Origin of the sequence: Nocardiopsis tropica (assembly GCF_042660575.1) — a bacterium.
Taxonomy (GTDB): Bacteria; Actinomycetota; Actinomycetes; order Streptosporangiales; family Streptosporangiaceae; genus Nocardiopsis; species Nocardiopsis tropica.
Genome location: NZ_JBHSUF010000005.1, coordinates 324,208 through 344,110, shown reverse-complemented (window position 1 = coordinate 344,110; position 19,903 = coordinate 324,208). Strand labels below are relative to the sequence as shown.

Genomic DNA, 19,903 nt, shown 5'->3' with positions numbered 1-19,903 from the left:
CGTACTGTCAGCCGGCCAGGCGGCGCTGGACCTCGGCGATACGCCCGGCGATGGTCCCGTCGATGACCTCGTCACCCACCTGGATGGACAGGCCCCCCACGATCTCGGGGGCGACCTCGGTGTTGAGGTGGATGTCGCGGCCGTAGGCGCGCGAGAGCGCGGCCCCGAGCCGGGACTGCTGGCTCTCGCTCAGGGCGACGGCGCTGCGGACGACGGCCACGTAGCGCTTGGCGCGCTCCGAGACGAGTCCCCCGAAGTGGTCCAGCGCCTGCTCCAGCGTACGTCGCCGGGGTCGGGTCACCGCCTCGCCGACCAGCGTCAGCGTCGCGGCGTTCACCTTGCCCGAGAGCAGGCTCTCCAGGAGGGAGAGGCGCTGCTCGGGGGCGACCCCCTCACGGGTGAGGGCGTCGCGCAGCTCGGGCTGGGCGGCGACGATCCGCTGGAAGCGGAACAGCTCGTCCTCCAGCTCGTCGAGCGCCGAGGCGTTCTGGAGCGCGGCGACGGTCGCGTAGACCGCCATCCGCTCCATCGCGTCCACGAGGTCGCGCGGACCGGACCACTTCGCCGAGACCACGTCGCCGGCCACGATGACCGTGGACGGGGAGACCTTGGTCTCCAGCAGCTCGCCGATCAGCTCGGTCTTGCGCTCTGCCGGGTTCGCCTGGTCGGCGAGCCACCGGCGGAGCGAGTGCTGGCTCCCGAGAAGGGCGACGACCTCGAAGAGCTCGCTGCCCAGGGAGACACCGCTCTGCGCGGTGCCGGCCGACGCCAGGACGTTCTCGTCCAGGCGCCGGGTCACCTCGACCAGCGACGTGCGGCTGATACCACGCATCAGCGCACCTCTGCTTGCTGCGTGCTCTGGCTCTGCTCCAGCTCGTCCAGGAACCGGTCGATGACGCGGTTCTGGACGGCGCTGTCGCTGAGGGTCTCACCCACGATGCGACCGGCCAGGTCGGCGGACAGGCCGCCGATCTCGCCGCGCAGCTGCACCATGGCCTGCTGGCGGTCGGCCTCGATCTGGGCGTGGGCCGCCTCGACGATGCGGCGCGCCTCGGCCTGGGCCTCCTCGCGCGCCTCGGCGATGATCGCCGCCCGCTGCTCCTTGGCCCTCTCGAGCTCCTGGGCGGACTCGCGGTGCGCCTCCTCGAGCTTCTCGCGGTACTGCTGGCGGATCTCCTCGGCCTCGGCCTCGGCGCGCTTGGCCCGCTCGATGCCGCCCTCGATGGCGTCATGACGCTCGTCGAGGACCGCCATCACCTTGGGAACCGCCTTGCGGGCCACAAAGAAGTAGACCACGGCGAGCGCGATCGCACCGAAGGTGAACTTCACCCAGTCGATCCGCAGAATGTTGTAATCGGCTGCCAACTCCACCAACATGGTCAGCCCTCCTTCGCGTCAGTTGCCATCAGAAAACGGTTGGCAAGTTCGACTAGCCCTGGGGAGCGGCGAAGGCGAGGACGAAGCCAAGGATCGCCAGGGCCTCGATGAGGGCGAAGCCGAGGTAGATGTTGGTCTGCAGCGGGCCGCGGGCCTCGGGCTGGCGGGCGATGGCCTGCATGCCGAGACCGAACACGATACCGACACCAATACCGGCGCCGATGACGCTGATGCCGTAGCCGATGGTGTTGATGTTGCCGGTGATCGCAGCGATGTCCATTGATGTTTCCCTTTACTCGACGTCCGGCGTTGCTCGTCGCAATTGGTCAGTTCGCCGGTGTGGACGGGTCAGTTCTTCTCGCCCCTGGCACGGCCGGTCGGCCGCGCAGGAGGGGAAGGGGGTCTAGTGGGCCGCTTCGAGCGACTGGTTGATGTACAGGCTCGCCAGCAGCGTGAAGATGAACGCCTGGACGAGCATGATCACGATCTCGAAGACGAAGAAGGCGAGGTAGCCGAACAGCGCCGCGCCCGAGAAGAGGAGCGAGACACCGACCAGCAGGGGCTCGGCCGTCAGGTTGAGCATGTACCAGCCGCCGTAGGCGAACACGGCGAGCAGCAGGCTGCCCGCGAACATGGTCGCGAACAGACGCAGGGCGTGCGTGACCGGGCGGATCAGGAAGACCGAGAGGATCTCGATCGGGGTGACCAGGATGTAGATCGCCTTGGGCATCCCGGGCGGGAAGATCTGGTTCCGGAAGTAGCCCCAGCCGCCCTGGTTGCGGATGCCGATCACGATGGTCATCACGTAGATGACCCCGGCGAACATCGCGGTGAAGGCCAGGTTGCTGTTGACCGGGAGCATGCCCGGGATCAGCCCCGTGAAGTTCATGGCCAGGATGAGCGTGAAGACACCGGTCATGAACGGGATGAACCGGTCGCCCTTGGCACCCATCGTCGGGCGGGTGATCTGGTCCCGGATGAACAGGACCAGCATCTCGCCGACGCTCTGCCTGCGACCAGGGACGAGGCTCAGCTTCTTGCTGAACCACGACCACAGAAGCAGGACAGCACCGACGGCGACGAGAAGCAGGACCAGGTACAGGTCGATGCCCGCGCTGCCGGGGATGTTGGCGAACCACGGTTCCGGGAAGAACATCCCGATAGTGGGCGGCGTGAACCCGCAACCGTTGTCACCGAACAGGTGGCAATTCGGTTCGGCCGCGAGAATGCGCACGTCAGCACTCACGGCGAATCCTTTCGTCGTGACGCAAGAAAGCCTCGTTGATGGTTGTTACAGAGCGTCGTCGCACGATCGTCGACGCCGGACTGGCGGGAGGGTTCAGACCTGGCGGGTCTTGACGACGATCACGTAGATCGCGCCGACCATGCCCAGAACCGCCCCGATGGGCAGGAAGAGCGCCTGGAACCCCAGGAGCTTGTCCGCGGCCCAGCCGATCGCGCTCCAGACGAGCACGCCCGAGAGCAGAGTGGAGAAGAGTGCCCAGCCGTCGGACTCGCGCGGTGCCGGGGGCGTGCGCTTCTCCGATTTTCTGGCTGGTTCGCTGCTCATCTCGCTCCGGAATATAGCATGTGGGCCTTGGCGGGAACGGGGCCGTCCGCCTGCCGAGGTTCAGGGTAATACGCCCTTCCCGACGGGCTGCAACGGGGCACCCCATCACGCGTTCTCCGAACCCTCGTTCGGGGTCACGTGAAGGATCTTGGCCTTCGAGATCGCCCACGTCTGGCCGCCCAGCCAGGCGAGCACGACCGCCAGGGCGCTGTAGACGAAGGCTGCACTGCTGAGGTCCTCGACGAGGGGACTGCGGCCGAGGGTGACGAGGATGACGCCCAGCACCGCCATCTTGACGACGAAGCCGAGCATGTTCGCCGCCAGGAAGAGGTCCTTGTTGCGGCGCGTGATCATGAGGACGGCCCACTGCCCCAGCCCGAAGCAGCCGAGCACGATCACCACGGCGAACAGGGAGCTGAGAGCTCCCGGGACGCCGGCGAGGAGCGCGGAGACCGCAATGGCCAGGAGCCCGCACGCAGCGCTGGGAAGCGCGGCGCCACGGAGGATCCGGGCGTCGTGTTCCTGCATCACAAAGCTCCGTAGGGGTTCAGTGGGTACCTGCTCGTGAAAGCTATCACAAGGTTCTCGGTGCTGAATCCGGGGGTTCCTTAACGCGACCTTAACGCCCCGCAAAACGCCCGTTCCGGGCGTCCTCCGGGGCCTGTGTCACCTTCACCACACCGGTCCGGCCTCCGCCATCGCAGGTCACCGCCACCGCCTTCCGAGACCTTGGTCCCGAATGCCGACGCCCTCTCAGGCATCAGATGGCGAATCGTGACCTGCCCCCGTCTTAACGCGGTCCTTGCGGTCCCACGGCAGGAGGCCCCGGCGCCGCAGGCGGGGCAGGGCGATGAGGCCGACAGCACACGTGGCGACCAGCGCGGTGACCGTCAGGACGATCACCGGGGAGTCGAACACCGACAGGGAGACCGCGGCGAACGCCACGATCCCCGCCCACAGGTACATGAGGAGAACGGCCCGCATGTGGCTGTGTCCCATGTCCAGCAGGCGGTGGTGGAGGTGGCCGCGGTCCGGGGCGAAGGGGGACTTGCCCGCGAGGGTCCTCCGCAGCACGGCGAGCACCAGGTCGGCCAGCGGCAGCGCGATCACCAGGAGCGGCAGGGCGATCGGCAGGAACACCACGAGCCCGCCGGAGTTGAACTCCTCACGTGCGGTGTTGGCGTCGAACTGGCCGGTCACCGTGATGGTGATCGAGGTGAGCAGCAGTCCCAGCAGCATCGAGCCGGTGTCGCCCATGAACACCCTGGCCGGGTGGAAGTTGTGGAAGAGGAAGCCCGCGCACGTGCCCGCGAGGATGATCGCGATCATCGCCGGATACGACTGGCGGACGAAGCCCTGCTCGACGGCGACCACGTAGTAGTACGCGAAGAACGCCAGGGAGGAGATGCCGACGATGCCCGCCGCCAGTCCGTCCAGGCCGTCGGCGAAGTTGACCGCGTTGATGGTCACCACGATGAGCAGGATCGACACCATCGCGCCCAGCCACGGCCCCAGGGACAGCTGGGTGCCGGGCAGCGGCAGCCACAGCAGCTGCACGCCGTTGGCGACGAGGATGCCGGCGGCCACGACCTGGCCGGCCAGCTTGCTGAGCGCGTCCATGCCCCAGCGGTCGTCGATGATCCCGATGACCGTGATGAGGCCGCCCGCGAGGAGGAGCCCCAGCCAGGTGTCGGCGACGAAGACGTTCTGCAGGTGCGGGAGCTGCGCGGAGATCAGCAGGGCCGCCGCGAACCCCCCGTAGATGGCGAGCCCGCCCAGGCGCGGGATGGGCTCGGTGTGCACGTCGCGGTCGCGCACCGGCGGGGTGGCGCCGATCCTGATGGCGAACTTGCGCACCAGGGGCACGAGCAGGTACGTCACCGCCGCGGCGATGACGAAGGTGAGCGCGTACTCTCGCACGGCCTGGCCCCTCTAGTTCTCGGAACGGTCGCCGTCGGGGAACTGCCCCGTCTCGGGGGTCCTGCCGTCCTGCCCCGCGGCGGTGCCGCCGCCGGTGGTCCGGTCGCCGCCGGGGGCGGCTTCCGTGTCCGCCCCGGCCGCCGCGGCTCCGCTCCCGGAGGCCGTGCCCTCGGAGGCCCCGTCCCCGGAGGCCCCGTCCCCGGAGGCCCCGTCCCCGGAGGCCCCGTCCCCGGAGGCCTGTGCCGGGTCCGCCCCCTCGGTCCCCGCGGCGGCGGGCGCCTCGGACCGGGACGCGGCCCTGCGGCTCGCCTTGGCGGCCTCGCCGGCCTTGGCGACCTCGTCCTCCCTGACCGGCTTCATGCGGCCCTGGCGCAGCTCTCCGATGACGGTGCCGCACACCGCGCGCAGCTGCTCGATGGAGATGGCGCCGGACCGCAGCACCCGCGGCACGGCGTAGGTCAGGTCGACGATGGTCGAGGCGACAGGGGAGTCGGTCTCCCCGCCGTCCAGGTACACGGCGACGTCCTCGTCACCGAGCTGCTCCAGCGCCTCCTCCATCCGCGTGGCGGCGGGCAGGCCCGACTTGTTGGCGCTGCTCACCGCCATGGGCCCGACCTCCTTGAGGAGTTCGAGGGCGACGGGGTCCATCGGCATCCGGACGGCCACCGTGCCCTTGGTGTCGCCGAGGTCCCAGGACAGGCTGGGGGTGGCGGTGCACACGAGGGTCAGCGGGCCGGGCCAGAACTCCTCCATGAGGTCGCGGCCGTGGTTGCCGAGGTCCTCGATGAGGGCGGTGGCCGCGCGCATCGAACCGACCAGGACCGGCGGCGGCATGTCGCGGCCGCGCCCCTTGGTGGCGAGCAGGTTCGCCACCGCGGCGGGGCTGAAGGCGTCGGTGCCGATGCCGTACACGGTGTCCGTGGGCAGCACCACCAGTTCACCTCGGCGTACCGCGGACGCGGCGTCGGCGATGCCGTCCTTGCGGGCGGTCTCGTCCGCGCAGTCGTAGATGCGGCTCACCTGCGTTCACCTCATTCTCGAACGGGGTCGACCGGGTTGAGCGGTCCGACGGGAGTACGGGGGTGGGGCACGGCCTCGTCAGCCGTCCCCGTCGGCACGTCGCATGACCACGAAGCGGTCGCGGCGGGCCATGTCCTTGCGGTTGAGGACGTCGCGCCAGCCGTTGTCCTCGGGGAACAGCCAGGGGATGTCGATGCCCTGGCCGTCGTGGTGCTCGACGGCCATCGCCCCGCCGGGGCGGAGCAGCCTGCGGCCGACCGCCTCCAGCTCGCGGATCATGTCGAGGCCGTCCTCGCCGGACCACAGGGCCGGGGCGGGGTCGTAGTCGCGCACCTCGGGCGGGATGGCGCCGGAGCCGCGCGTGGGGACGTAGGGGGGGTTGCTGATGAGGAGGTCGACGCGGCCGTTCAGCTCGGGCAGCGCCGTGCGCATGTCGCCGTGGTGGGAGGTGACGCGGTCGGCGTGCCCGCTGGAGTCGATGTTGCGGCGGGCCCACCCCAGGGCGACGGGGTCGATCTCCACGGTGTGCACACGCGAGCGGGGTACCTCCTGGGCGATGGAGATCGCGATGGCGCCCGACCCCGTGCCGAGGTCGACGACCAGGGGGTCGGCGACGTCCATGGCCCGCAGCGTCTCGATCGCCCAGTCGACCATGATCTCGGTCTCGGGCCGGGGCACGAACACGCCGGGGCCGACCTGGAGGTCCAGGTAGCGGAAGTAGGCGTGGCCGGTGATGTGCTGGAGGGGTTCGCGCGCCTCCCTGCGGGACACGCACTCCCAGTAGCGGGCGTCGAAGTCGGCGTCGGCCACCATGTGCAGCTCACCTCGACGCACACCGTGCACGAACGCCGCGAGTTCCTCGGCGTCGGTGCGGGGTGAGGCGACGCCCGCTTCGGCCAGCCGGAGCGTGGCGCGGGCGACCTCGTCGAGTAGCAGGTTCATGATGACTGGGCGGCTTCGAGCCTCTCCTTGGTGTCCGCGTCCACGAGGGCCTTGACGACCCCGTCCAGCTCCCCGTCGAGGACCTGGTCGAGGTTGTAGGCCTTGAAGCCGACACGGTGGTCGGAGATGCGGTTCTCGGGGAAATTGTAGGTGCGCACGCGCTCGGAGCGGTCCACGGTGCGGACCTGGCTCTTGCGCTCGGCGGAGGCCTCGGCGTCCGCGCTGGCCTGGGCCTCGGCGTAGATGCGGGCCCGCAGGATGCGCATGGCCTGCTCCTTGTTCTGGAGCTGGCTCTTCTCGTTCTGGCAGGAGGCGACGATGCCGGTCGGCAGGTGGGTGATGCGGACCGCGGAGTCGGTGGTGTTGACGCTCTGGCCGCCGGGCCCGGAGGAGCGGTAGACGTCGATCCGCAGGTCCTTGGCGTGGATCTCGACCTCCACCTCCTCGGCCTCGGGGACGACCAGCACACCGGCGGCGGAGGTGTGGATGCGGCCCTGGGACTCGGTGACCGGGACGCGCTGGACGCGGTGCACGCCGCCCTCGAACTTGAGCATCGGCCAGACGCCGGCCCCCGGCTCGGGGGTGCCCTTGTTCTTGAAGGCGATCGTGATGTCCTTGTAGCCGCCCAGGTCGGAGTGGGTGGCGTCGATGACCTCGGTCTTCCAGCCCTGGCGTTCGGCGTAGCGCAGGTACATGCGGACCAGGTCGCCGGCGAACAGGGCCGACTCCTCGCCGCCCTCTCCGGCCTTGACCTCCATGATGAGGTTCTTGTCGTCGGAGGGGTCGCGCGGGACGAGGAGGACGCGCAGCCGCTCGGTGAGCCGCTCGGCCTCCTCGGTCAGGCGGTCGGCCTCCTCGGCGAAGGAGGAGTCCTCGGCGGCGAGCTCGCGCGCGGCGTCGATGTCGTTCTCGACCTCCTTGAGCGCGCGGTAGGCCTCGATGATCGGGGTGAGCTGTGAGTAGCGTTTGCCCAGCGTGCGCGCCCTGGTCTGGTCGGCGTGCACCTCGGGGTCGGCGAGCTGCTGTTCCAGCTCGTAGTACTCCCCCAGCAGGTCATCCAGCTTCACTTCTGCCACGTCCCCGTCTTGTGTGTCCGTCTCCCCCTCGGGGGCCAACCTGGTCCCGTGGCGCCGCGTCGGCGGCGCCACGGGACAGGGGCGGCGCTACTTGCGCTTGCCGAAGCGCTTCTCGAAGCGGGCGACGCGGCCGCCGGTGTCGAGGATCTTCTGCTTGCCGGTGTAGAACGGGTGGCACTCGGAGCACACCTCGGCACGGATCTTGCCCCCGCCCACGGTGCTGCGGGTGACGAAGTGGGCGCCACAGGTGCAGGTCACCTCGGTGGTGACGTACTCGGGGTGGATGTCGGCCTTCATGGTGTTCTCCTCATCAGGGGCGCGACCGCCGGACGCATGCCAAGCCGCACCACCCGGCGGGTGGTCGGCGTGGTGGGTCATGCGCGAACCGGTGTCGCGGCGATCCAGGTAGTCAGGGGCGGCGGGCCCTGCCGGAAGAAGGCGGGCCGTTACCCCGGTACCAGTTTGCCAGACCGATAACGATGCCGGGACCAGTGTCTATTCCGTCCCCCTCCCCCCTGGCCCGGGGGCGGCGTCCCGCGGGGTCCGGGGCGCCCCCGCGGAGTCCGTCCGGCGCATCAGGAGCACCAGCGCGGCCAGGGTCGCGAGGAGGAGGGCGAGCACGGCGGTTCCGGCGTTGACGCCGAACCCGTAGACGAACACGTAGCTGACCGACCCGGCCAGGAGCACGTAGTAGGCCATCGGCAGGATCGTCTGCCGGATGAGGTCGCCCTCCCTGCCGACCAGGCCGACCACCGCGGAGGCGGCGACCACGTTGTGGACGGTGATCATGTTGCCCGCGGCCCCTCCGACGGCCTGCGTGGCGACGACGGTCTCCGGCGGGATGCCGATGCGCTCCCCCGTCGAGAACTGGAACAGGGAGAACATCAGGTTCGAGACGGTGTTGGAGCCCGCCACGAACGCGCCCAGGGCGCCGATCCACGGCGCGTAGAGCGGCCACGTGGCGCCGCCCAGCTCGGCTGCGCCGGCGGCCAGGGTCAGGGGCATGCTCTCCATCGCGGTTTCGCCGAACTCGGCGCCGGTGTTGATGAACACGCGGACGAGGGGGACGGCGAAGAGCAGCGCGACGGCGGCGCCGGCCAGCTGCGATCCGGCCGCCTTCCAGGAGTCCACCACCTGGCGCGCGCTCATGCGGTGCAGGACGCAGGTCACCAGGCAGACGAGGACGAAGGTCGCCCCGGGCGAGTAGAGGGGCTCGACCGCCTGGGCGACGGGGGTGCCGAGGATGCCGGTCGCGCCGACGGTGATGCCGGACAGCCACGCCTTGAGGGGTTCGACGGTGCGGGTGGCCACCAGCAGCGCGGCGACGAGGAGGTAGGGGGTCCAGGCGCGCAGGAGGCCGATGCGCCGGTCGTCGGCGAGGACGGTGTCGCCCTCGCCCGGGGCGATGCTGCCGCTCCAGCGGGCCAGCCAGTCCTCGCGCGGCGGGAAGTCCCAGGCCCGCTCCGGCATGAGGAAGCCCTTGCGCGCGGCGAGCACGACGACGACCAGGCCGGTCAGCCCGCCGAGGAGGCTCGTGAACTCCACACCGAGGAAGTGGTTGTACAGGACGGAGGGGACGGTCATGGCGAAGGCGGAGAAGAGCGCGAACCTCCACACCCCGAGGCCGTCGGAGAAGCGCCGCCCGCCGCCGTAGAAGCCGCAGAGCATGCAGCAGATGATCAGGGGCACGAGGGTGCCCGCGACGGCGTGCAGGAGGACGGTCTGGAACCCGATGTGGCCGATGAACTCCGGCACGGCCAGGCCGAGCGCGGAGGCCCGCTCGGCGACCTCGGGCGACCCCTCCAGGCCCCCGGCGACGCCCACCAGGATGGGGGTGCCGACGGCGCCGAAGCTGACGGGCGTGCTCTGGATGACCAGGCCGACCATGACGGCGGCCATGGCGGGGAAGCCCAGGGCCAGCAGGAGGGGCGCCACGACGGCGGCGGGTGTGCCGAACCCGGAGGCCCCCTCGATGAAGCTGCCGAACAGCCAGCCGATGATGATCGCCTGGACCCGCCGGTCGGGGGTGATGTCGGTGAACGTGGAGCGGATGGTGGCGATGGCGCCGCTCTTGGTGAGGGTGCTGAGCAGGAGGAGCGCGCCGAAGACGATGTACAGGAGTCCGGCGGCGAGGATGAGCCCCTGGATCGTGGACGCGGCGATCGACCGCCAGTCGGTCTCCCAGGCGAGGACGGCGACGGCCACGACGACGGCGTACCCGGCGGGCATCGCGTACATGGCGGGGACGCGGAAGCCGACGAGGAGGACTCCGACCAGCAGGATGGGGGTGAGCGCCAGAAGGCTGAGCAGGGCGAGGTTGTCCATGCGGACTGCTCCCTGGAACGGGGGTGGTGCACTCGACCCCGCGACGATAGGCCGGTGTCGGCGGTCGGACCATCCCCCCTCTGTGATCCGAGACACACCGGTGATCTTTTTCGTTCCTCGGCCTCAGGATCCCGCCATGCGGAACACGTGGGCCCCTCCGTCCCCGCCCTCCCCGGAGCACCCCCGGCACACACGACGGCCCCCTCCCTGGCGGGAGGGGGCCGTCGGCGTCACGGGCGGGCCGGGGTCAGCGCTCCGGGCCCACGGTGGTCTTCTGGATCTGGAGCAGGAACTCCGCGTTGCTCTTGGACTCCCTCATCTTGTCCAGGAGCAGCTCGATCGCCTGGGTGGTGTCGAGCGCGTGCAGCACCCGGCGGAGCTTCCAGACGACGCCCAGCTCCTCCGAGGACATCAGGATCTCCTCCTTGCGGGTGCTGGAGGCGTCGACGTCCACGGCCGGGAAGATCCGCTTGTCCGCGAGGCTCCGGTTGAGCTTGAGCTCCATGTTGCCGGTGCCCTTGAACTCCTCGAAGATCACCTCGTCGGCGCGCGATCCGGTCTCGACCAGCGCGGTCGCCAGGATGGTCAGCGAGCCGCCGCCCTCGATGTTGCGGGCCGCGCCGAAGAAGCGCTTGGGCGGGTAGAGGGCGGTGGAGTCCACACCACCGGACATGATGCGCCCGCTCGCCGGGGCGGCCAGGTTGTAGGCGCGGCCCAGGCGGGTGATGGAGTCCAGCAGGACGACGACGTCCATGCCCATCTCGACGAGCCGCTTGGCACGCTCGATGGCCAGGTCTGCGACGACCGTGTGGTCCTCCGCGGGGCGGTCGAAGGTCGAGTGGATGACCTCGCCCTTGACCGTGCGCTGCATGTCGGTGACTTCCTCGGGCCGCTCGTCGACCAGGATCACCATCAGGTAGCACTCGGGGTTGTTCTCGGTGATCGCGTTGGCGATCGCCTGAACCACCATCGTCTTGCCCGCCTTGGGCGGGGAGACGATGAGCCCGCGCTGGCCCTTGCCGATGGGTGCCACGAGGTCGATGATCCGCGTGGTGAGGATGTGCGGCTCGGTCTCCAGGCGCAGGCGCTCCTGGGGGTACAGCGGGACGAGCTTGGAGAACTCCTGGCGGCCCCGGGCCTGGTCCGGCGACATGCCGTTGACCGAGTCCAGGCGCACCAGGGCGTTGAACTTCTCCCTGCGCTCCCCGTCCTTGGGCTGGCGGACGGCGCCGATGATGTGGTCGCCCTTGCGCAGGCCGTGCTTGCGCACCTGGGCCAGGGAGACGTACACGTCGCTCTGGCCGGGCAGGTAGCCGGTGGTGCGGACGAAGGCGTAGTTGTCCAGGATGTCCAGGATGCCCGCGACGGGCAGCAGGACGTCGTCCTCGCCGATCACCGGCTCCGGCTCCTGGCCCGTGCCTCGTCCGCGGCGGTCCCGGCGGTCCCGGCGGCGTCCCCGGCGGCGTCCGCCGAAGTCGTCGTCGTCGCCTCCGGGGCCACGGTCGCGGTCGCGGTCCCTGTCGCGGTCCCGGTCACGCCCCTGGCTCTGGCTCTGGCCCTGGTTCTGACCGCCTCCGCCCTGCTGCGGGGCACTGCCGTTGGCGTTCTGGTCGTCGCCACCGCGGTTGCGGTTGCGGCGGTTGCGCTGGCGCTCGCGACCCTGCCCGGACCTGTTGTCACGGTCCTCGGCGGAGTCGGGGCCGTTCTTCTGGGGGGTACTGGATGTCTTGGTCACGCTGCTCGCGGAGGTAGAGGAGTCGGCGCCGTCCACCGACCTGGCCTGGTCGCCGGTCTCGTCGCCGCGCCTGCGGGACGAACGCCGGTTGCGGGACGACTTGTCGCCCCGTCCACCCTGGGGGTCGGTCACGGCCTGGTCCGACGGCCGGTCGGCCGCGCGCTGACGCGGGGCTTCGTCCGTGCTCGCCGTGTCGGGGGCCTGGGCCTCGATCGAGCCGTCGGTTGCCTCGACCTTACCGGCCTTGGGAGCCGTGTCGGCTTTCTTTGCGGTTTTGACCTTCGTCGGGCCGCCCACGGGGCCGCCCTGCTTGGTCTCGATCGCGGCGATGACGTCGCTCTTGCGCATGCGCCCCGTACCGGTGATGCCCAGGCTGGAGGCGAGCTTCTGGAGCTCGGGGAGCTTCAGAGCCGCGAGCCCGGTACCGCGCGACGCCGTGCGGGACCTGGACGACGCACCTGTGGGCGCGCCATCGCCAGCCTCCGCTGCGGAGGCGCCGGTGGAGGCTTTGCTGTCGACCGCCGCGTCCGTGTGGAGTTCGGTGGTGTCGCTCACTAAGGGTCCTTCCCAAGGAGCGGGCTTCGGCCGTCAGCGGATTGCTTGATCGGCCGGCCCGGTGGTGCGAACCGGCAGGGGCCGGGTAGGGCTTGCCCCACGTGGATGTCGGAAACCGGTGTGAAGACGGTCCCCTACCCAATCGCGGCGGGCTCTGGGTACAGCCACACGTCGGGGCGGATGGCTCGGTGGTGATGCCCGTCAACCGTGGTGACACACTCATCCGAGGAGGAGTGGACTTCGATGACGTTGGCACAGTCGCGGGAGAACCGCTGACTCGACACGTTGGCCGCCGCTTCCGAGTGGTCGTGAGATCGAACCATCGGAGTATGGGATGCGGAAGCCGCTGTGGCGGATGAGCACTCGCCCCGCAACGGGGCATCCGGTGCTTCACCTAGCCTAACATCACCAGAGGCCACGGCTATTCCTCGACACAGGTGCTACGGATGGGGAGATGGGGACCGCACCCCTCCGGCTCAACGTGTAGGGGGCGTATGTCCCAATCATTACCCGCCCTCCGACGGATCGAATCAACCTGTCGGATGATTTCCGGCGAATCAGGCCCGGCAGCACCCGCACCGACCGAGCACAGCACCAGCACCGTGGGACCCGCGCCGGAGACCACCGCGGGCAGTCCCTCGTGTCGGCGCAGGTCACGGATGAGGGCGAGGGTGCGCGGCATCGCCGGGGCCCGGTAGGCCTCGTGTAGCCGATCCTCGGTCGCCGCGTACAGGGTTTCGGGGTGGCCACAAACGGCCGCCGTCATCAGCGCGGAGCGCCCGGCGTTGAAGGCGGCGTCGGCGTGCGGCACCGTCTCCGGCAGGAGGCCCCGCGCCCGCTCGGTGGACAGCCGCTCGCCCGGGACGCACAGCACCGGGAGGATCCGCTCGTCCGGGGAGAGGCGCACCGCGCCCCACCGGCCGCCGTCACGGTAGGCGACCGTGTACCCGCCGTAGACGCAGGGTGCCACGTTGTCGGGGTGGCCCTCGATGTCGGCGGCGATCTGGTAGATCGCGTCCCGGTCCGGCCCGCCGTCGGGGCCGGTCCGTCCCAGCAGGGCGCTCGCGGCGGCGACGCCGCCGACGATCGCCGACGAGGAGGAGCCGAGCCCCCGGGCGTGCGGCACGTTGTTGACGCACGTCAGGTCGAGCCCGGGCAGCTTTTCCCCGGCGCGTTCGTAGGTCTCGCGCATGGCGCGGACGACGAGGTGCCGCCCGTCGAGCGGAACCTCCCCGGCTCCCTCCCCGCTGACGCGGACGCGGAGCTCCCCGTCGTCCCTGAGGGCCGCCTCGAACTCGTTGTACAGGCGCACGGCCAGGCCGAGGGCGTCGAAGCCCGGGCCGAGGTTGGCGCTCGTGGCGGGCGCGCGGACGGACACCGCGGTGGGGCGTGGTGGGGTCACTGCGGTCTTTCTCCTGACAGGACGCGCGGCGGGTTCCGGCCCGCCGCGCTCGGGGCCGTGGACGGCGGTCGGCCTCAGGCGAGGTCGAGCGCCTGGGCCGCGGCGAGTGCGTCGACGGGGACGGTGGTGGCGGAGGAGGCTCCGGCCAGCGCCCAGTCGGGGTCCTTGAGGCCGTTGCCGGTGACGGTGCAGACCACGCGGCTGCCGCGCTCGACCCGACCGGCCTCGACGGCCTGCAGGAGCCCGGCGACACTGGCGGCGGAGGCCAGCTCGACGAACACGCCCTCCTCCGCGGCGAGGAGCTTGTAGGCGGCCATGATCTGGCGGTCGGTGACCTTGTCGATCAGGCCGCCGGACTCGTCGCGCGCCTGCTCGGCGAGCTTCCAGGAGGCCGGGTTGCCGATGCGGATCGCCGTGGCGATGGTGCTCGGGCTGGTGACGGGGGCGCCGTTGACGATGGGCGCGGAGCCGCTGGCCTGGAACCCGAGCATGCGCGGGCTGCGCGACGAGATCCCGTCGCGGGCGTACTCCGTGTAGCCCATCCAGTAGGCGCTGATGTTGCCCGCGTTGCCCACCGGGATGCAGTGGACGTCGGGGGCGTCGCCGAGGGCGTCCACGATCTCGAACGCGGCGGTCTTCTGGCCCTGGAGCCGGTACGGGTTGACCGAGTTCACGAGGGCGACGGGGTAGTCGACGCTGAGCTTGCGGGCCAGTTCGAGGCAGTCGTCGAAGTTGCCGTCGACCTGGAGCAGGCGCGCCCCGTGGACGAGCGCCTGGGCGAGCTTGCCCATGGCGATCTTGCCCTGGGGCACCAGCACGGCGCAGGTCATGCCCGCGCGGATGGCGTAGGCCGCGGCACTCGCGCTCGTGTTGCCGGTGGAGGCGCAGATGACGGCCTTGGCGCCGTCCTCGGCCGCCTTGGAGATGGCCATCGTCATGCCGCGGTCCTTGAAGGAGCCCGTGGGGTTGAGCCCCTCGACCTTGAGGAAGACCTCGCAGCCCGTGAGCTCGGAGACGCGCGTGGCCGGCAGCAGGGGCGTGCCGCCCTCCTGGAGGGTGACGACGGGGGTGTTCTCGTTGACGGGGAGGCGGTCGCGGTACTCCTCGACGATGCCTCGCCACGCCCGTGCCATGCTCACGACTGAGTCCCTTTCGGGTGGATGCGGCTTCGCTTGACGCGCGGTGGATGCGGTGGGGTCGCCACGGGGACGCTGTCGAGCCCCGGGGCCCCGACCAGCTACGAGTCTACGACCCCCCACATACTATCTCGAATCGCGGTCGTTGGCGTCTCATCATGTGAAATATGCGGGCGCGGCACGGAGGCCGCGCGGACGCTCCGCGCGGCCTGGTCCCGCGCCCGGGGCCGCACGGTCGCGGCCCCGGGCCGGGGGTCAGTCCGAGAAGGTCTCCACGCGCATCACGCTGGCCACCTCGCGGACCATCTCGTGCCCGCGCAGCACCTCGACGGTGGAGCTGAGCGCGGCGTCGGGGGCGGGGTGGCTGACGAGCACGAGCTGCGCGTCGTCCCCCGTCCCCTCCTGCCGGACGTTCTTGATGGACACCCCGTGGTCGGCGAAGATCTCCGCGACCTTGGACAGCACACCGGGACGGTCGGCCACGTCCAGCGCCACGTGGTAGCTGGTGATGGTGTGGCCCATGTCGTGCACCGGCAGCCCCGTGTCGTGCGCGCCCTCGGCCACCGAGGTGCGCGCGAGCCGGTTGCGCGCCACCGCGACCAGGTCGCCCAGGACCGCGCTCGCGGTGGGGGTGCCGCCCGCGCCCGCCCCGTAGAACATGAGGCGGCCCGCCGACTCGGCCTCGACGAAGACCGCGTTGTAGGCCTCCTTGACGCTGGCCAGCGGGTGCTCGACCGGCAGCATCACCGGGTGGACGCGCACGCCCACCGACTCCCCGTCCTCCGAGCGCTGGCAGATCGCCAGGAGCTTGACCACGCAGCCCATCGCCCTCGCGCTGGCGATGTCGCCGGCGGAGACGCCCGTGATGCCCTCGCGGTGCACGTCGGCGGCGGTCACCTGCTGGGTGTGGAAGGCCAGCCGCGCCAGGATCGCGGCCTTGGCCGCGGCGTCGAAGCCCTCCACGTCGGCGGTGGGGTCGGCCTCCGCGTACCCGAGGGACTGGGCCTCCTCCAGGGACTCCGTGAAGCCCGCGCCGAGGGAGTCCATCCGGTCGAGGATGTAGTTGGTGGTGCCGTTGACGATGCCCAGCACGCGGTGGACCCGGTCGCCGGCGAGCGAGTCCCGCAGCGGGCGCAGCAGCGGGATCGCCCCCGCCACGGACGCCTCGTAGTACAGGTCGACCCCGGCCTCGCGGGCGGCCCTGTGCAGGGTCTGGCCGTCCTCGGCGAGCAGTGCCTTGTTGGCCGTCACCACGGACTTGCCCGACTTGACCGCGGCGAGGATCAGGGAGCGGGCCGGTTCGATCCCGCCGATCACCTCGACCACGAGGTCGATGTCGGGACGCGTCACCAGGGCCGTGGCGTCGGTGGTCAGCAGCGCCGGGTCGACCCCGCGGTCGCGGTCGATACGACGCACCGCGATCCCGCCGATCTCGATCGGCGTGCCCACCCGCGCGGCCAGCTCCTCGGACTGCTCGTTGACCAGGCGGACGACTTCCGAACCCACAACGCCGCATCCGAGCAGCGCCACCTTCATCGCCATTTGGGCGTGACTCCCACTTCTCTCGTGTCCCTGCCTCGGGCGGCGGCGCCGCCCCGGAGTGGACTGTTCAGCCGACGTCGAGGCGGAGCAGGTCCTCCTCGCTCTCCCTGCGCACGATGACGCGTGCGCTCCCGTCCCGGACCGCCACCATGGCCGGCCTGGGCAGATGGTTGTAGTTGCTCGCCATGGAGTAGCAGTAGGCGCCCGTCGCGGCCACCGCCACCAGGTCCCCCGGCCGCAGGTCCGCCGGGAGGTAGAGGTCGTGCACGATGATGTCGCCGCTCTCGCAGTGCTTGCCGACCAGGCGGGACAGCATGGGAGCCGCGTCGCTCTCCCGGGACACCAGCTGGCTGGTGTACTCCGAGCCGTACAGGGCGGTGCGGATGTTGTCGCTCATCCCCCCGTCGACGCTCACGTAGGTGCGGATCCCCTCGACGTCCTTGACGGTACCGACCTCGTAGACGGTGATCCCGGCCGGGCCCGCCAGTGCGCGCCCCGGCTCGACGGCGATGCGCGGCATCGGCAGGCCCGCGTCCTCGCACTCCCTGCGCACGATGGCGGTCAGGCCCGCGGCGATGGCCGACGGGTCGAGGGGGTCGTCGCCGGAGGTGTAGGCGATGCCCAGACCGCCGCCCAGGTCGAGCTCGGCGAGGGTGACGCCCAGGTCCTCGTGGACGCCGGTGAGGAAGCGCGCGACGCGGCGGGCGGCCACCTCGAACCCGGAGGTGTCGAAGATCTGCGAGCCGATGTGGGAGTGCAGGCCCACGAGCTCGATGTGGGACGCGTCGAGGACGCGGCGGACGGCCTCGCCCGCGGCCCCGGTGCTCAGCGCGAAGCCGAACTTCTGGTCGTCGTGCGCGGTGGCCACGAACTCGTGGGTGTGCGCCTCGACGCCCGTGGTCACGCGGATGAGCACCTTCGGGCGGACGCCGAGACCGGCGGCGACGGACTCCAGCCGCTCGATCTCGTCGAAGGAGTCGACGATGATCCGTCCCACGCCGGCCTCGGCGGCGCGGCGCAGCTCGTGGACGGACTTGTTGTTGCCGTGCATGCCGATGCGCTCGGCGGGGACGCCCGCGGCCAGGGCCACGGCGAGCTCGCCGCCCGAGCACACGTCCAGCTTGAGGCCCTCCTCGACGACCCAGCGGGCGACGGCCTTGGTGAGCAGCGCCTTGCCCGCGTAGTAGACGTCGGCGTCGGAGAACGCCGTGCGGTAGTCGCGCGCACGGCCGCGGAAGTCCTCCTCGTCCATGACGAAGAGGGGCGTGCCGTACGTGGCGGCGAGTTCGCGGACGCCGACGCCGCCGACCACGACCTCCCCGCCGGAGCGGCGGGCGGTCGCCGGCCAGACCCGGGGGTCGAGGTCGTTGAGGTTCTCCGGCGGCAGGGGCGGGTTGTCCTCCGGCAGGACCTCCGCGTGGCGGGATCCGGCGGGGTGGGCGTAGCGGCTCATGATGGGCTTTCGGCTGGAACTGTACGTCTGTGCGGGTCGGCGGGCCCCCGGCGGCGGGGCCCGGGCCCATTGTCCACCGACCCGATCGGAACGATGGGGACGGGTGGCCCCGGGAGGGACGACGGGGCGTCTACAGCCTTGTGGGCGCTGACACCCCGAGCAGGAAGAGCCCGGTGCGGAGGACCCCGGCGACGGCGGCGGGCAGTGCCGTGCCCGTGTCCGGGTCCTGGGCGCCCCGCTCCGCCGGTCCGGCGGCCGCGTGGGGACACGCCCGCCACTCATCGTAGGCACTGGCCAGCGCTTCCAGGTATCTCACCAGGATATGGGGTTCCTCTCGGCGCGCGGCCGTGTCCAGCACGCCGGGCCCGTCGAAGAGGAGTCCGCGCACGGCCGCCGCGTGCTCGGGGCACGCGGCGGGGGGCGGCGCCCCCTCCGCCGTCCAGCGCCCGCGTGTGACGGCGTGGGCGTGGGCGTGGCGCAGCCGGAAGGCGGGGTTGGCGTCGGTGAGGCGGACCCAGGCCCCCGGGTACTCGGCGGAGGGCAGGACGGGCAGGTCGCGGCCGGTGGTCTCGGTGTCGCGGGGACGTTCGGGGACCGACCGGCAGAAGGCGACGCGCGCGCTGTCCTCCCCGACGGCGCCGAGGACGCGCGCCGCGGGGGTGAGGAGTTCGCTGCGGTCGCCGTCCAGGTAGGGGTCGCGCCAGGACACCTCGGCGGTACCGGGGCCCGGCGGCGGGGTGCGCGGCCCGGTGGCCAGGGCGATGCGCCCCCGTGCGTCGGCCCGGGCGAGCCTGCGGGCCTGGGCCACCGGCCCCGCCTCGTGCAGTGCGGTCCGCGGCCACTCCCCCTCGCCGTCCCAGTCGCGGCCGGTGAGGAAGCGGGGGCCGTCGGCGGCCTCGGCGACCAGGGCGTCCCTCTGGCCGCCGGTGAACGTGATGTTGAGGAAGCCGCGCCCGTCGCCGAGGACCCGGGCGAAGTCGGCCAGGCCCTCTTCGCGCATGCTCTCCAGCTGCGCGGCCACAAGGCCGGAGACCAGCACGTGGTGGCGCCGCCCGCGTCCCCCGCCCGGGGGGAGCCGCGCGGCGACCTTCCCGACCAGGCGCGGCGCCAGCGCGGTGGCGGCGTCGGCGCCCCCGTCCGCCTGGTCGTGGCGCGGCCACACGAACGGCACCTCGTCCGGCGGGAGGTCGAACGCGCGGGCGGCGGCCTCGCGGAGCACGGCCTCCAGGCGCCCGGGGTTCACTCGGGGCCCCCGGCCCCGTCGACGAGGCCGCGGATGACGTCGATCAGCGCGTCGGGGTCGAACGGCTTGGTGACGTAGGCGTCGACGCCGATCCGCTCGCCGCGCCGCTGGTCGTCGGCCTGGGTGCGGGCCGTGACCAGGATGATGGGGCAGTGCCGGGTGCGCGCGTCGGCGCGCAGCCGCTCGGCGGCGGTCCAGCCGTCCATACGGGGCATCATCACGTCCATCGTGATGACGTGGGGGGCGATGTGGGCGGCCCGGTCGAGGCAGTCGCGTCCGTCCACGGCGGTGAACACCTCGAACCCCTCCAGTTCGAGGTTGAGGCGGATCAGTTCCCGGATCACGTCGTCGTCCTCGACGACGAGAACCCGTGTGGGTAGGGCGTTCACGGGCGTGACACTACCCCCGCTCGGCGACACGGCACCACCGGAATCCGCCGATCGGCGCGCCCCTCCCCGGCGCGTCCCGAAGCGGTGGACGAAGGGCCCCGGTCCCCTGCTACAGTTGTTCACGCAAGCCAGCCCCCTTAGCTCAGGGGATAGAGCATCGGCCTCCGGAGCCGGGTGCGCAGGTTCGAATCCTGCAGGGGGCACGCGGGCGCGTCAGC

General features: G+C 71.3%; 18 protein-coding genes, 1 tRNA gene and 1 pseudogene. 1 reads left to right on the top strand and 19 read right to left on the bottom strand.

Annotated elements, in window-relative coordinates:
• Positions 1–7: 7 nt before the first annotated feature.
• The 19 genes and pseudogenes from ACFQBR_RS10710 to ACFQBR_RS10620 form a co-directional block, all read right to left on the bottom strand.
• Complete coding sequence (locus tag ACFQBR_RS10710; protein ID WP_344185915.1) at positions 8–832, bottom strand: F0F1 ATP synthase subunit delta; 825 nt, start codon at positions 830–832, stop codon at positions 8–10.
• Positions 832–1,374, bottom strand: coding sequence for a F0F1 ATP synthase subunit B (locus ACFQBR_RS10705; RefSeq protein ID WP_267950496.1), 543 nt, complete (start codon positions 1,372–1,374; stop codon positions 832–834). Before ACFQBR_RS10705 ends, ACFQBR_RS10710 begins: the two co-directional genes overlap by 1 nt.
• Positions 1,375–1,429: 55 nt before the next feature.
• Positions 1,430–1,657 (bottom strand): ATP synthase F0 subunit C, encoded by a 228-nt coding sequence (gene atpE / locus ACFQBR_RS10700; protein ID WP_267946340.1) that lies wholly within the window; start codon positions 1,655–1,657, stop codon positions 1,430–1,432.
• Between the two features lie 123 nt (positions 1,658–1,780).
• A complete protein-coding gene (gene atpB / locus ACFQBR_RS10695; protein ID WP_267950497.1) occupies positions 1,781–2,611 on the bottom strand; it encodes a F0F1 ATP synthase subunit A in 831 nt (276 codons plus the stop codon).
• 105 nt (positions 2,612–2,716) lie between these two features.
• On the bottom strand, positions 2,717–2,947 hold the full coding sequence (locus tag ACFQBR_RS10690; protein WP_267946341.1) for an AtpZ/AtpI family protein: 231 nt from the start codon (positions 2,945–2,947) through the stop codon (positions 2,717–2,719).
• 105 nt (positions 2,948–3,052) lie between these two features.
• A complete protein-coding gene (locus tag ACFQBR_RS10685) occupies positions 3,053–3,475 on the bottom strand; it encodes a hypothetical protein (protein WP_267946342.1) in 423 nt (140 codons plus the stop codon).
• Between the two features lie 225 nt (positions 3,476–3,700).
• A complete protein-coding gene (locus ACFQBR_RS10680; protein ID WP_267946343.1) occupies positions 3,701–4,867 on the bottom strand; it encodes a glycosyltransferase family 4 protein in 1,167 nt (388 codons plus the stop codon).
• A gap of 12 nt (positions 4,868–4,879) precedes the next feature.
• Positions 4,880–5,887 carry an L-threonylcarbamoyladenylate synthase gene (locus ACFQBR_RS10675; RefSeq protein ID WP_344185914.1) on the bottom strand — a complete coding sequence of 336 codons (1,008 nt, stop codon included), beginning with the start codon at positions 5,885–5,887 and terminating at the stop codon, positions 4,880–4,882.
• 78 nt (positions 5,888–5,965) lie between these two features.
• A complete protein-coding gene (gene prmC / locus ACFQBR_RS10670) occupies positions 5,966–6,829 on the bottom strand; it encodes a peptide chain release factor N(5)-glutamine methyltransferase (RefSeq protein ID WP_267946345.1) in 864 nt (287 codons plus the stop codon).
• On the bottom strand, positions 6,826–7,896 hold the full coding sequence (gene prfA, locus ACFQBR_RS10665; RefSeq protein WP_267950498.1) for a peptide chain release factor 1: 1,071 nt from the start codon (positions 7,894–7,896) through the stop codon (positions 6,826–6,828). Before prfA ends, prmC begins: the two co-directional genes overlap by 4 nt.
• A 96-nt stretch (positions 7,897–7,992) precedes the next feature.
• The gene (gene rpmE, locus ACFQBR_RS10660) at positions 7,993–8,202 is read right to left on the bottom strand and encodes a 50S ribosomal protein L31 (protein ID WP_267946346.1); all 210 of its coding nucleotides are present in this window, start codon (positions 8,200–8,202) and stop codon (positions 7,993–7,995) included.
• Positions 8,203–8,400: 198 nt separating this feature from the next.
• Positions 8,401–10,230 (bottom strand): L-lactate permease, encoded by a 1,830-nt coding sequence (locus ACFQBR_RS10655; protein ID WP_344184973.1) that lies wholly within the window; start codon positions 10,228–10,230, stop codon positions 8,401–8,403.
• 247 nt (positions 10,231–10,477) lie between these two features.
• On the bottom strand, positions 10,478–12,520 hold the full coding sequence (rho, locus tag ACFQBR_RS10650; RefSeq protein WP_267946348.1) for a transcription termination factor Rho: 2,043 nt from the start codon (positions 12,518–12,520) through the stop codon (positions 10,478–10,480).
• A gap of 440 nt (positions 12,521–12,960) precedes the next feature.
• Positions 12,961–13,898, bottom strand: a pseudogene (gene thrB / locus ACFQBR_RS10645) (homoserine kinase).
• A gap of 98 nt (positions 13,899–13,996) precedes the next feature.
• A complete protein-coding gene (gene thrC, locus ACFQBR_RS10640; protein WP_267950499.1) occupies positions 13,997–15,055 on the bottom strand; it encodes a threonine synthase in 1,059 nt (352 codons plus the stop codon).
• 258 nt (positions 15,056–15,313) lie between these two features.
• On the bottom strand, positions 15,314–16,600 hold the full coding sequence (locus ACFQBR_RS10635; protein WP_267946349.1) for a homoserine dehydrogenase: 1,287 nt from the start codon (positions 16,598–16,600) through the stop codon (positions 15,314–15,316).
• A gap of 67 nt (positions 16,601–16,667) precedes the next feature.
• Complete coding sequence (lysA, locus tag ACFQBR_RS10630; RefSeq protein ID WP_267946350.1) at positions 16,668–18,053, bottom strand: diaminopimelate decarboxylase; 1,386 nt, start codon at positions 18,051–18,053, stop codon at positions 16,668–16,670.
• A gap of 130 nt (positions 18,054–18,183) precedes the next feature.
• The gene (locus tag ACFQBR_RS10625) at positions 18,184–19,296 is read right to left on the bottom strand and encodes a DALR anticodon-binding domain-containing protein (protein ID WP_344184975.1); all 1,113 of its coding nucleotides are present in this window, start codon (positions 19,294–19,296) and stop codon (positions 18,184–18,186) included.
• Positions 19,293–19,685 carry a response regulator gene (locus ACFQBR_RS10620; RefSeq protein ID WP_267946352.1) on the bottom strand — a complete coding sequence of 131 codons (393 nt, stop codon included), beginning with the start codon at positions 19,683–19,685 and terminating at the stop codon, positions 19,293–19,295. Before ACFQBR_RS10620 ends, ACFQBR_RS10625 begins: the two co-directional genes overlap by 4 nt.
• A 131-nt stretch (positions 19,686–19,816) precedes the next feature.
• Between ACFQBR_RS10620 and ACFQBR_RS10615 the strand changes: the two genes are divergently transcribed.
• Positions 19,817–19,888, top strand: a tRNA-Arg gene (locus ACFQBR_RS10615).
• Positions 19,889–19,903: the final 15 nt, after the last annotated feature.

Coding starts and splice junctions, on each gene's coding strand:
- ACFQBR_RS10710 (WP_344185915.1), bottom strand. CDS start 832: ATGCGTGGTATCAGCCGCACGTCGCTGGTCGAGGTGACCCGGCGCCTG.
- atpE (WP_267946340.1), bottom strand. CDS start 1,657: ATGGACATCGCTGCGATCACCGGCAACATCAACACCATCGGCTACGGC.
- ACFQBR_RS10690 (WP_267946341.1), bottom strand. CDS start 2,947: ATGAGCAGCGAACCAGCCAGAAAATCGGAGAAGCGCACGCCCCCGGCA.
- ACFQBR_RS10685 (WP_267946342.1), bottom strand. CDS start 3,475: ATGCAGGAACACGACGCCCGGATCCTCCGTGGCGCCGCGCTTCCCAGC.
- prmC (WP_267946345.1), bottom strand. CDS start 6,829: ATGAACCTGCTACTCGACGAGGTCGCCCGCGCCACGCTCCGGCTGGCC.
- rpmE (WP_267946346.1), bottom strand. CDS start 8,202: ATGAAGGCCGACATCCACCCCGAGTACGTCACCACCGAGGTGACCTGC.
- ACFQBR_RS10655 (WP_344184973.1), bottom strand. CDS start 10,230: ATGGACAACCTCGCCCTGCTCAGCCTTCTGGCGCTCACCCCCATCCTG.
- thrC (WP_267950499.1), bottom strand. CDS start 15,055: ATGGCACGGGCGTGGCGAGGCATCGTCGAGGAGTACCGCGACCGCCTC.
- ACFQBR_RS10635 (WP_267946349.1), bottom strand. CDS start 16,600: ATGGCGATGAAGGTGGCGCTGCTCGGATGCGGCGTTGTGGGTTCGGAA.
- lysA (WP_267946350.1), bottom strand. CDS start 18,053: ATGAGCCGCTACGCCCACCCCGCCGGATCCCGCCACGCGGAGGTCCTG.